This is a genomic window from Bifidobacterium sp. M0353 (assembly GCF_016100645.1).
Classification (GTDB): Bacteria; Actinomycetota; Actinomycetes; order Actinomycetales; family Bifidobacteriaceae; genus Bombiscardovia; species Bombiscardovia choladohabitans.
In genome coordinates this window covers 854,131-866,769 of sequence record NZ_JACFSB010000001.1, presented here as the reverse complement: position 1 = coordinate 866,769, position 12,639 = coordinate 854,131, and the positions used below count along the sequence as shown (strand labels likewise).

At 59.9% G+C, this 12,639-nt stretch carries 8 protein-coding genes; 4 read left to right on the top strand and 4 right to left on the bottom strand.

The annotated features are described in order from the left end of the window. Window positions 1–261: 261 nt before the first annotated feature. Entirely contained in the window at window positions 262–1,146 is an 885-nt protein-coding gene (locus tag H3V04_RS03485; RefSeq protein WP_198187200.1) for an ABC transporter ATP-binding protein, read from the top strand. Between the two features lie 31 nt (window positions 1,147–1,177). Continuing rightward, window positions 1,178–3,832, top strand: a complete 2,655-nt coding sequence (locus H3V04_RS03480) for an ABC transporter permease (RefSeq protein ID WP_198187199.1) — start codon at window positions 1,178–1,180, stop codon at window positions 3,830–3,832. 19 nt (window positions 3,833–3,851) lie between these two features. On the opposite strand, the gene H3V04_RS03475 is transcribed toward H3V04_RS03480, so the two are convergent. From H3V04_RS03475 to H3V04_RS03460, 4 genes are all read right to left on the bottom strand, one after another. Beyond that, a complete protein-coding gene (locus H3V04_RS03475; protein WP_198187198.1) occupies window positions 3,852–4,541 on the bottom strand; it encodes a response regulator transcription factor in 690 nt (229 codons plus the stop codon). A gap of 286 nt (window positions 4,542–4,827) precedes the next feature. Beyond that, window positions 4,828–7,569 (bottom strand): histidine kinase, encoded by a 2,742-nt coding sequence (locus H3V04_RS03470; protein WP_198187197.1) that lies wholly within the window; start codon window positions 7,567–7,569, stop codon window positions 4,828–4,830. A gap of 342 nt (window positions 7,570–7,911) precedes the next feature. Continuing rightward, entirely contained in the window at window positions 7,912–8,895 is a 984-nt protein-coding gene (locus tag H3V04_RS03465) for a ribokinase (protein ID WP_373564659.1), read from the bottom strand. Window positions 8,896–8,949: 54 nt separating this feature from the next. Beyond that, window positions 8,950–9,987 carry a LacI family DNA-binding transcriptional regulator gene (locus H3V04_RS03460; protein WP_198187196.1) on the bottom strand — a complete coding sequence of 346 codons (1,038 nt, stop codon included), beginning with the start codon at window positions 9,985–9,987 and terminating at the stop codon, window positions 8,950–8,952. A gap of 430 nt (window positions 9,988–10,417) precedes the next feature. Here H3V04_RS03460 and H3V04_RS03455 point away from each other — a divergent pair, with 430 nt between their 5' ends. Together H3V04_RS03455 and proC are read left to right on the top strand one after the other, a co-directional pair. Next, window positions 10,418–11,797 carry an alpha/beta fold hydrolase gene (locus tag H3V04_RS03455; RefSeq protein WP_198187195.1) on the top strand — a complete coding sequence of 460 codons (1,380 nt, stop codon included), beginning with the start codon at window positions 10,418–10,420 and terminating at the stop codon, window positions 11,795–11,797. 10 nt (window positions 11,798–11,807) lie between these two features. After that, window positions 11,808–12,611: a pyrroline-5-carboxylate reductase gene (proC, locus tag H3V04_RS03450; RefSeq protein ID WP_198187194.1), complete on the top strand. Its 804-nt coding sequence runs from the start codon at window positions 11,808–11,810 to the stop codon at window positions 12,609–12,611. Window positions 12,612–12,639: the final 28 nt, after the last annotated feature.

Genomic DNA, 12,639 nt, shown 5'->3' with positions numbered 1-12,639 from the left:
TCAATCCCTTGGTCCGATGGTTGCATGTCTTGTGGCTCGTGTCTTTTGTGCTGAACATGATGTTCTTCAACTCCGCAAATGTTTATCCCCGTTGCCCCGCGTTGGTTTGGATGGTGTCAGCCTAACAGGAGGAGTTCTTCATCGCACTCATCCGTAAGGATGATTATCTTCATCGCTCCCAGGGAGCATATCGCGGCAGCTAATAGCCGCATAGGGTCGGAAGCTGACGGGAGAAAGGTTTCCTCGCGGATAAGGAGCACCATGCAGAACAAAGCGGATACTTCGTCTTCACAAGGGTTGATCGACAGAGCAGGTCCAGGCGTCGCGGGACCGCCGGCTGTCAGTGCCAGACAGCTGACCAAGGATTATGGGCAAGGATCGAACGCCGTCCATGCCCTGCGTGGAATCGACGTGAATTTCGAGCGTGGCCGGTTCACGGCCATCATGGGACCTTCAGGTTCGGGCAAGTCAACGCTCATGCACGTTCTGGCTGGTCTGGATACTGTCACCTCAGGCCATGTCTATATGGCCGCTGATCTTCTGCATCCGAAGAGCGGAGATCGTCACCATCCATCGATTGACCAGGCCGGCCGAGTCGACCTGACACGAATGGACGACCGTCAGCTGACCCTTATCAGGAGACGGCATCTGGGATTCATCTTCCAGAGCTTCAACCTATTGCCTATGTTCACCGCCAAACAGAACATCCTCATGCCGCTGGTACTGGACGGCGTTCGGCCTGACAGCTCGTGGATGGAGCAACTGGTAGAGACTCTTGGTTTGTCGGAGAGGCTGGACCATCTTCCCAGTGAATTATCCGGGGGGCAGCAGCAACGGGTCGCCATCGCCAGAGCGCTGATAACCAAACCCGGTCTGGTCTTTGCGGACGAACCGACGGGCAACTTGGACCTGGCCTCCAGCACTGGTGTTCTGAAGTTCCTGCGTGATTCCGTGCGCGAGCTGAATCAGACCGTTATCATGGTCACTCATGATGCCTATGCCGCATCCTACGCAGATCGTGCGCTTGTCTTTGCCGACGGACGGATAGTCGCGGACCGACAGAATCCGACAGTGAAGGCCATGAATGACCTTCTGGCTGAACAAGTGTCGGCTGGCACTGCTGACGATTCCCAGGTACAGGACTAGGGGGTGCACTGTGTGGCGGATAACCCGTACGATGATGAAGCGCGATGCACGTATGATGATGCCGGCTGGTATGGCCATTGTTATCGGCACCCTCTTTATGTGCCTGACGCTCCTTTTTGGCAACGTGGCGAATGCCTCCATGCGTCGCGAGATGAGCGTGGATGCTGGTCAAGCCAACTATGTTGTGGCCTCCAGAGAGGATCAGGACAAGCCAATCCTGTTCGACGAGTTTGACAGCAAAGGACTGTCGAACTTGCAGGGGGTTCGTGGTCTGCGCCCTGATGTCAGCCTCTTGGTGGATGCAGAAGCAAACGGTCAGTCCAGCAAGGAGATCCTGGCCATAGTAGGTGCCAGGCAGGAGCTTATGCCTATCGATCTGGTTCGGGGGCAATGGCCGGATTCAGATGATCAGGTTGTGCTGCCGCAGCCCGTCTCCGACAGGCTCCAGGCGGGCCTGGGTGATAAGGTGCGCCTCCATCTGTCCCCGATGATGCTGCCAGGTAGTGATAGCGATAGTGCTCAGGATTCTTCAAGCAAAGAACGTCTTGTTGACCAAGGAACCGTGGACTTGACCGTCTCAGGCATCAGCAAGAGCCGTGGTCGACAGTACGATGACTTCGGTGGAGCTGTGGTGCTGACGGATTCTCGGATTGAGCGTCTGCTGAGTATGGCGGGAATGGTTGGACCGGAGTCCCTTCCTGTGAATAATGTCTATCTGCAGGTTGATGGCCAAGGCAAGGAGCTTCAGAAGGCTCTGCAAAATATCAGGCGATACGTTCCCAAGGGATACCAGCTGGAGGATCGTCGTACCATGGAGGACAGGCTGCTCAGAGAGCAGACCGGCGATGGTGTGGACATCACAACTCTTTTCCTCATGACTTTTGGTTTGCTGGCCATGGTGGTGGCTGCCTTGGTGATTGCCAACACCTTCCAGATCATGGTTGCCAGACAGCGCAGGTATCTGGCCCTGCTGAGGATTATTGGTGCTGATCGACGGCAAATCAGGGTAGGCGTGCTGCAGCAGGCCCTGCTTCTTGGCGTCATATCGTCCCTGATCGGCATCCTGCTGGCCATGGGCTTGATGGGCCTTGCCGGTTGCCTTGGTTTGCATTCGGGCACCATGAAGTTTGAACTCCTGCTTACACCCGCCTCCCTCCTGGTTCCGTTTGTGCTCGGTGTATTGGCAACCCTGGTGGCTGCCTTTGGATCTAGTCATAGGGCTATCAGAGTCAGACCGCTTGAAGCCCTGCAGCCAGTGGATTATCAGGAGCAGGGCAGCAGGAATCGGACCGGTTTACGAATCAGTATCCTGCTGGCTGTCATTGGTCTGGCGTTGGTGACCTGGTCATCTTGGCGCGTAGGGGAGTTAGTCAGGACAAACTCTGGCGATACAGTCCAGACCAGTAATCAGCAGGAACGATTGCTAGGTCTCGCAGTATTGGGTGTTTTGCTGATCTTTCTGGGTGCGCTGATAGGGGCTCGTCGATGGATTCCGGCTCTTCTGCGTTGTTTGGGTAAACCTGTGTCCAAGATTGGACCATCTTGCAGTGTCGGAGTGGCGAATATCGCTCGAAATCCCTCACGGGTCGCTGCCACAGGTGTTGCTCTGCTGATTGGCGTGACTCTGGTCTCCACTCTGGCTACAGGTGCGGTAACCGCTAAACGGACCTTGTTCAAGGATATTGATCAGCGTTATTCCGTGGATATTGAAATATCTGGTCAGGGTCTGAACAAGAGAAATGTGCGGGCCATTGAGCGTATCCAAGGTGTTGCAGATGCGGAGCTGGTGCAGCGATTCGATGCCAAGGTCCAGTCAGGAGGCCCATCACAAGCTTCCATGACTGTCTATGCCTTGGATGCTTCACGGATCAGGCGAGTGCTTCATGCCGATCTGGGTCCAGGTATGCAAAGGTCGGATGCGCTGCTGGTGTCGACCAGAACGATTTCCAAGCATTCCGGTTACCGGGATGGAAGTCAGCTGAAGTTGTCAATAGCCGATCCTCAGGCGGACGATGAACGTGAAAAGGAGGCAGATGCAAGAAGAACATTGACTGGGGTCTTTGCCGGATTCGGCGGGCTGGATACCAGTGGCGTCTATGCAATCACGGACTCCCGGAATGTTGCTGGAATTGACACCAAGACGCATGAAATCTGGATTAGGACGCAGGGAGATCGCGATACCGCACTGCTCTTGGATGACATACGTCAGGCTGTAGGAGAGCATGACGACATGGCTATCAGCGGAGGGCTGACGCAAATGAGGACATGGAACGAAAGAATCGATTCCTTGTTGGCGATCATGGTGGCATTGCTGGGCGTTGCTGTGATTATCGCCCTGATAGGGGTTTCCAACACTTTGATGATGTCGGTGCTGGAACGCCGTCGTGAGACTGCCACGCTCAGGGCAATCGGCATGAGCAGCGTCCAGGTTCGTCGATCCTTGGGAGTCGAGGCCTGCATGATAGCCCTGGGAGCCAGTCTGGCTGGAATCGTTCTAGGAACGCTCTTCGGATGGATAGGAGCCTACCAGGTCTTTGTGCCCTTAGGGTCCGTGACCTTCACCGTGCCATGGTCGGCTTTTGTGCTGATACTGCCAGTGGCCTTGCTGGCTGCTGTGGCAGCCAGTGTGCTGCCAGCCAAGGAGGCAGTCAAGGTTTCACCCATTGAGGCTCTTAGTGACGATTGATGCTGCATGACGTCCAGGTTCATACCAGATGGTTTTCGTAAGCGAAGACCACCGCCTGGACGCGGTCGCGGGCATTGATCTTCTGGAGAATGTGAGTGACATGAGTTTTCACTGTGGGCAGTGAGATCCCCAGATTGTCGGCTATCTCCTGGTTGCTCAGACCTTGGGCTATGTGAATCAGGACCTGCAGCTCGCGATCAGTGAGCAGGTCCACTTCGGGATCGCGGTAGGTCGATCCCGATGGCATGGACCCGGCCGCAGGCACGTCATGGGCCATGTGTTCGATCAGGCGTTTTGTAGCCGAAGGAGCGATGATCGCATTGCCCCGGTGAACTGTACGGATGGAGGACAGGAGGGTTTCAGGCTCGGTATCCTTGAGCAGGAATCCGGATGCACCGGCTTTTATGGCAGCCATGACGTATTCGTCAAGATCGAAGGTTGTTAGCACAATGACCCTGGACTCCGGACGGTCAGGTGACAATGCAGTGATTCGGCGGGTGGCTGTCAAACCATCCACGCCGGGCATGCGTACATCCATGAGGATCACATCGGGCCGCAGGCGTGAGGCCAGGTCCACTGCTTGCTCGCCGTCCGCGCCTTGGCCGACCACGGTCATGTCATCCTGGGAGCCGATGACCATGGCAAAACCGGCCCGGACCAGATTCTGGTCATCCACGATGGCAACGCTGATGGGTTTGGTCCGTTCCATGATTGCCTGCTTCTTTCCGTTAGATGGTAGCCAGCGCTACCATTCGATTTTATCTGAGTTGAGTGTTGCCAGGAATTACGGCTGGTTTCGATTTGTGGCTAAGGCAATAGCTGTAAGTGTTGTCTGAACATCCGTTGCCGGAGTAACTGTCAAATAACAAAACGACTTACCCTAGTCATTAATTCCTGGGGCAGGCTAATGTTCGGATGCATGATTCGTGGGGTGCTTGATTCTTCGGTTGTGCTGATTACCTGCTGTGCTCATTAGTGCTCATTAGTGCTCATTATCAAGAATGCTCATGCCTGGTGTCCGATTGGACATGCATCGGTTTCTTGTCCCGTTGCGAATGTTGCGAAGGGTTGTCAACCTGATCGTCAAGATCTACTGGCAGGGGTTTGGCTGGGTGAAGAGCCGTCATAGGTGGGGTTTTGTGGGTGGATTCAACCTTGTGGCTCCCATCTGAATTAAAACTCTTGTTCGGGTCATGGATGGTCTCGGTGTCTGAATGCGGGTCGGTGCTGGAACTGTGGCGCAGGACTGTTAGCAGTTGCCGCATTCGAGCCAGGGCCTCGCGTCCTTGGCTTGCAATGTCGCCGAAGGCTTGTGCTATCTGTTCCGGGGGAGGGCTCACTCCCTTGACTTGATAATCGTTCAGCACGCCGATGGCATTAGTGGTGGATGCAATGACAGTATTTAGTGTGTCCGCTACTTCTACCTGCATGGTGGCGCCGATCAGTTCCCGCTCCTGATTGGCGGCCAGAGCCTGGCTTTCCTGCAGGGTCTGGCTTAGCGCGCGCTCGCGTTCCTGCTGCAGAAGAAGGACCGAGCCACGAGTGCGTTGGTGCGACGCAATCAGAATGGTCAGCAGACAGATCAAGGCCGGCGCGGCCATCACTGTGAAATGCGTTAAATTGGATGCAGAAAAAGGTGATTCTGCTGGTCGTTCTGTAATGTATGACAGAACGGTGGGACACCCTTGGTTATTGGCCACACATCTGGCAGCCCATAAAACCACATCCGTGATGACCGCGAATGGAACCCATCGCCTGGTGGTGTCTTTACCGTAAACCACTGCCGAATAGATGGCGATTGGGGAACAGATCGCAGCCTCTGGCAGCCATGGCGAGAAGAGCAGCAGCAGGGCGGCAGCTGCAGCCACTAGGGCGGCGCAAATGCCGGGACGGACTCTGCGCACAATCAGAGGCAAAGTGATACCTAGCGTGGCGATGATCCTTACTGGTCGGCCCGGATCATATTGGGGCGTGACAGGTGCTATAGAAAGAGCTTGACCTGGATTCCCTACCAACACAAGTCCGATTACCAAACCCAGGTCGGCCGTCAATGGATGGCGTTGAAACCAAATGAAGAGCTTGGAGACAATCGAGCGCAAGGACCACTGAGCTTGTCGATTTGCGTATATTCCCATTTCGGGGTCGGATTTTGGCGGAGCGACAAAAGGAATCCATACCTGAAGGTGGTAACCGCCATCTGGTTTGGGGCCAGCTTGAAGGTTGCCTCCCAGAGACGTCAGTCGTTCCTGCATCCCCAAAAGTCCGAAGCCTGAATGCTCAGGTTGTTCCATCTGCGTCTGAGAATCTGAAATAGTAGTGGTAAGGTCAAGCGGGTAGTCGTCAATAGTCAGGCTCAGACCGTCCGTGAGCCACTGCTCTTCAATCAGCACGTGTGAAGCAGGAGCGGCATGCTTGCGAACATTGGTCAATGCTTCTTGCAAGACCCTATAAGCAGTTATGGCGCGGCTGCGATCCAACCTTTGTGGTTGGGGTCGGCCTTCGACGTGCCGGCTGAATTGGGATTCCGGCTGAGTGAGTCGAGCCGCATCTATCAAGTCTGTCCAAGATTCGTAGCTGGTCGGTGGGTTGCTTGAAGAGGTGGCAGCCGAGGACCAAGTATGTGCATTGCTGGCCGTATCAACATTGGCCTTGACAGTGTTAACAGTTGGAGTCTCTTGAATTGTGGGAGGATGACCGCTGGCTTGTCTTGGTTGAGCACCTTCTGCATCAACTGAATTGCGATCATGCTCGTTCGCGAATTGACGAGTAGAGCTCGTTGGGGCAGTTGCTTGAGATTGGTCAAGTATTCTTGGGGAAGACAGGTGTTGACCTGGAGGGATATTCGTTGTTTTTTGGCTGGAGTCGGCCGCTTGGTTGGTTGGAGCCCTGAGTTTGCCGAAGAGCGAGCTCAGCTCACGTAGGGCGCGACGGCCCTCTTGATCAATGGTGCGCATGGTCTTGAGGGCCAGGTTGGCATCGGCAGTGGCAGCATATCTGCCGGCATCTGCCTGCACGATGACAATGGACAGGGTGTGTGCGACGACATCGTGCATATCACGGGCCATGCGGGCCCGCTCAGCGCTTGCAGACAGGGCCGCGCTTTGTTCTGCCTGCAGGGCCAAGGCGTGGTTGCGTTGCCGGGCCTCGTCAAGGGCATCCCGCCTGGTCTGCGTCCAGTAGGAGGCAATGATGGCGACGAGCAGCAGAAGCCCATCGAACAGAAAATTCAATAGGAAGTTGATCGTCAGTTCTCTCAATGAGCTCGGCGACATGAAGGTGCGGTCCTGCCGTGTCCTGCCTGGAGGCAGAAACCCCGAATTGACCAACGTGAAAGCCAGGCAGGCTAAGGACATCATGACCCAGGTCAAGGTCAGGTAGAGTCGACGCAAGGATGGGCGTCCGTAGAGCAGACAGGAATAGACCATTACCAGGCAGACTGCATCAGCTAGCATGATGGCAGGCCCCAACAGGAGCTGAGCCAGAGCCACAGCGATGAAGAGCCCGGCTGCCAGGTCGGGGAATCGGCGACGGATAATGACAGGCGCTATGATCAGGATCGTCCAGATCAGGATTTGGATTTTCTGCGAGGGGATCAGGGCTCCATCTATTGGAACGGAAGCGGAGGTGGGGCCGCTCACCAGTAGAAGTAGAAGGATGGCCAAGAGAGTGTCAGTCAGCAGCGTTCGACCGTTGGACCTGGTGATCGGCCGCTGCGCTGTTTGACTGACTGTGTTCATGGAACCAACAATATTCGTGGGTGATGGGAGGCGCCATCAGTCCGAGGGATGATGTGGTCAAATGTGGTCCCTGGCTGCCGAAGAATTGTGGCTTTGCAGATGTGGTTACTGATCATCGGTTTAGCCACCTCGAGGGGTTTAATGCCGTTCCTTCGCTCAAATACCAGTCAGGCCGACTCCCCGTCGTGCATTCCACAACGGTTCGTCGGCCTGACAAAGCCGGGGGAGGGGCCGGTCCACCTGACTAATCGTCGGACCCTGACCAACGTACCTTGGTCATAAGATCCCGGTGGACTGATCCCGATGGCTCGACCTTGATGTTCCGCCTCCGAGCGCCCGGTCTCAGGAGAAACGCAGCCGAATCTGCTCGGCCGTGCCGTAGGAGGCCTGCGCCCCCTGCCCGGTGGCGGCGTATGCGGAGACGTAGGAGGCCAGCTGGGCGGCCTGCACAAGGGTCATGTCGGAGGCAAGGCCGGCCAGCACGGTGCCCATGAAGGCGTCCCCGCAGCCGGTGGTGTCCACGGCGTCCACATGCACGGCGTGAATCCGGTAGGTCTGGCCCTGGTCCAGCACCATGGATCCCTCGCCGCCCAAGGTGACGATGGCCCGGTGGAAGCCGAAGTCCTGCATGGTCTGGTTGATCCGGTCCCAGTCGGCCCCCAGCCAGTCGCCGTCCTCGGGCTCGTCGATGCCCAGCAGCTGAGCCATCTCATGCTCGTTGACCAGGATCAGATCCGAGTTGGCGATCAGGTCGGCAGGCAGGTCGGCGCGGAAGGGGGAGTCGTTGAGCAGCACGGTCATGCCGGCCTCGTGGCCCATGCGCGCGGCCTCGGTGACCGTCTCGATGGGGCTCTCCAGGCACAGGCCCAGCACCTTGGCCGAGGTCAGGGCCTGGCGGGAGCGGTGGGCGTAGTCCACATCCACCTTGCCGTTGGAGCCGGGGGAGTAGACGATGGTGTTCTCGCCGCGCGCATCCACGGTGATGACTGTGGTTCCGCTGGCTCCCGGCACGGTCATCACATGGGAGACGTCCACCCCGGCATTGCCCAGCTGCCCCAGCAGGAAGTCGGCGTTGGAGTCGGATCCCACGGCCCCGAAGAGCCTGACCTGGGCGCCGATGCGGGCCGCGGTCGCCGCCTGGTTGGCCGACTTGCCCCCGGGCAGCACCTGCAGGGGACCGCCGTTGATGGTCTCGCCGGGCTTGGGCAGCCGGTCGGTGTTGACGGTGTAGTCCGCATTCATGGATCCGACCACCGAGATGGACCCTGTGATGGTATCCAGTCCCTTGAGCACCTGGTCGGGTGCCGCCGCCATATCTTGAATCATGTTTCTCCGTTCCTTGATGAGCTTGTCCGCCTTGATGATCACGCTGTGACAGGTTCAGGGATCCTGGCCGGTGTGCGCGGGCGGGCGACCCACCGAGGCGCAGTGGCGGTAGCTGGTCTGCAGCCGGACCGACCGCACGGGCGAGCCTGCCATCAGAGCCAGGAGCATGTCCACGCAGCGGGTCCCCATGGTGTCGATCTGCTGGGAGATGGTCGATACGGCCGGGGTCAGGATGCGGAAGACGGGCAGGTCGTCGAAGGTGACCATGGACAGGTCCTCGCCGATGCTGATTGCTCGCGACTGTGCCGTTTTGATGGCGCGTATGGCATCCAGGGAGGATCCGAAGAGCACGCCGGTGATGCCCTGCCGGGCCCAGAGGTCGATCATGTCGGGGTCGAAGGTGCCGGGCTCCACCTGGTCGGCCAGGGGGTCGTCCATGCCCTCGATGCCTGCCAGCAGGTTCCGGTAGACGTCCAGGCGTTCGCGGAAGGTGGCCGATTCCTTGAGGGGCCCGGGCACCAGGGTGATGCGTCGGTGGCCCTGGGCGTGCAGATCCTCAAGGGCCTGCCTCAAGCCGGGTTCGGGGTCGGCGTCCACGCAGGGGATGGCCCGCCCGTCGTGTCCGGTGGCACCCTCGGCGGCACGGTCCACGCAGACCAGGGGCAGCCCGCGTCTGGTCAGCTCCTCCAGGGTGTGCGAGGAACGCGGCCCGGGCACGATGATGGCTCCGTCGATGTGCTGGCCCAGCAGGTTGCGCACCTGGGCACGGTCCTCGCCGGGGTCGCCCTGGGTGGAGGTGCAGATCAGGGTCTGGAAGCCATGGTTGAGCAGCTGGCCCTGGATCAGATAGGCCAGATCCGCGAAGTAGGAGTTACGGATGTCGGGGATGAGCAGGCCGATGGTGCGCGAGTGGGCGGAGTGCATGGACCGGGCCCGGGAGTCCGGCACATAGTGCAGGTCGTGGATGACCTGGTTGATGCGCTGTCGTGTGGCGGGGGAGATGCGCCCGGAGTCGTTGAGGGCTCGGGAGACCGTCGATACGGAGACACCGGCCCGTTGGGCCACATCCCTGATCGTCGCGTACGCCATCATGGCCTTTCGTCGAAGTGGTCGGCCGCCGGGCCGGACTGCCGACCTCGGCGGTTGCCTGACCGCCGCCATGGGCAGGCGAACGGTTCTGACAGCCTTCAGTTATATCAGTGCGGTAACGATACCGCAACTTTCACTGCATGGCCCGTCAAGGCTTGGCTATGAGTGAAGTCAGACGAGGCTAAATACTTAGCAGAAAGCGGCTACTTGCAGAAGTGCGGTGGGCGCGAGGAGCGCGTCGGATCCCCCTGGGGGAGGTGAGCGCGGGAGCATCCGCCTAAGCTGGCTTCGACAGCCAAACAGGTCGGAACGGAACCCGCTCCGTTTCACAACATCACTGCATCTACCGTGCTATCCGAAAAACAACACACGAGCCAGGTCCAACCGCCCGGGGACAATGAACCCGACCGATCTCAAAGAAAGGAGCCAGCGTATGACCAACCAGGGATACTATCTGCCGGGACTCTACGTTCGGGAGGGGTCCGTCCCCGTTCCCTTGGACTGGGCGGGCAGTGAACCTGGCGTCTGGCGAGCCGAAGATCATTCGGACCAGGCGGTTATCCGCTGCTTCTACCGCGTGGTCTGCGCCCCCGAGCACATCCACGACGACCTGCCGCTGCTGGTCTACCTGCAGGGCGGACCCGGCTCGGGCGCCCCACGGCCGTTGAACGCCACTGCCGACGGGTGGATGGCCGAGGCCCTGCGCCACTTCCGCATTGTCCTGCCCGACCAGCGGGGTACGGGCCGGTCCAGCGCCATTGACGGCTCCACCATGGCCTCCCTAGGCCAGCCCCGGGCCCAGGCCGACTATCTGAAGCATTTTCTGGCGGACTCCATCATCCGGGACTTCGAGCACCTGCGTCGCACGGTCTTCGCCGGCCGTCCCTGGGTCGCTCTGGGGCAGAGCTTTGGCGGCTATCTGACCCTGGCCTACCTGTCGAACTTCCCAGAAGGGCTGGCTGCGGCCTTCACTGCCGGAGGCGTGCCCCACATCCCCACTGATGCATATGAGCTCTTCTCCCACACCTTTACCAAGATGGCCCAGCGGTCCCAGGCCTTCTATCAGCGCTATCCGGGGGATCAAGACCGAGTGGCGGCCATTGCCGACCGGCTGGCCCAGGGCGATGTGGTCCTGCCCGGCGGCGACCCCCTGAGCGTGGAGCGGCTGCAGACCCTGGGCGCCGACCTGGGCAAGAGCGGCGGGTTCGAGCGCCTCCACTGGCTGCTGGACTCGGCCTTCCTGGACGGCGACGGCAGCCTGCCCGCTTCCGGCACCAGCAGCTCCCGGGCCATCCTCTCTCAGGCCTTCCTGGAGGGGGTGCGGGCGGCCACTGCGGTTACACAGCTCTACTGGCCCCTGCAGGAGTTCATCTACGCCGATGGGGACTGTGAACCCCTGCACTGGGCGGGGCAGCGGGTGCGTGATGCCCGTCCTGAATTCAGCACTGCTGCCCGCCCGCTCATGTTCACCGGGGAGGCGATCTTCCCCTGGATGTTCGAGCAGGAGTCGGCCCTGCGTCCCTTCGGACCGGCGGTCAGTCTGCTCATGGAGGAGGGCTCCTGGGGTCACCTGTACGATCCCGACCGCCTGGCCGACAATCAGGTTCCCCTGCAGGCAGCGGTCTATGCCGACGATCTCTACGTGCCCTCCGAGCTCCAGCTGGACACCCTCTCGCGCGTGGGTCACGCCCATGCCTGGGTGACCAACGAGTTCGAGCACGACGGTCTGCACGGGGACAGGGTCTTCGCCCACCTCTACCGGCTGGCCCTGGAACGCGGCGATCTGGAGGGGCTCTTCCCGGCGCGCGGCTAGACTTGAGGGCATGAACACGGACTCATTGACTCTCGGCTTCATCGGATACGGCAACATGGCCCAGGCCATGGCCCAGGGGCTGGTCGACGCGGGCGTGCTGCCCGGCGGCCGGATTGTGGCCTGTGCAGCCCACTACGACCGGCTGGTGGAGCGGACGGCCCAGTTGGGTGTTCGGCCCATGCACTCGGGCACCGAGGTGGCTGCGGCCGCTGATCTGGTGATTCTGGCCGTCAAACCGGAGCAGGTGGCCCAGGTCTGCGAGCCCATCCGCCATGAGCTGGCTGACCCGGACCGCATGGTCCTCTCGGTGGTGGGCGGCATGACCCTTGAGGACTATGCCGACCTCCTGGAGGAGGGCACCCACCTGATCTGCGCCATCCCCAACACGCCCATTTCAGTGGGGCAGGGGGTTCTGGTCACCCAGGAGGACGATACCCTGACCGACCAGCAGCGGGAGCTCTTCACCCAGGTCTTCGACCCGGTGGCCATGATCGAGCGGCTGCCCCGGGATCTGGTCTCGGTGGGCACGACCATCGCCGGATGTGCGCCCGCCTACACGGCCATGTACATGGAGGCCCTGGCCGACGCCGGGGTGGAGCATGGGCTGCCCAGGCAGGCGGCCTACCGGCTGGCGGCTCGAATGGTTCAAGGGACCGGGGCCCTCTACCTGGCCACCGGCACCAACCCCGGAGCCATGAAGGACGCGGTCTGCTCGCCGGGCGGAACCACCATCAAGGGGGTCGCCTCCCTGGAGAAGCACGGCTTCCGTGGAGCGGTCATCGAGGCCATCGATGCGGTGGAGCGCGGCGACTAGGGGGAGCCACGCCGGGGCAGTCCGGGCA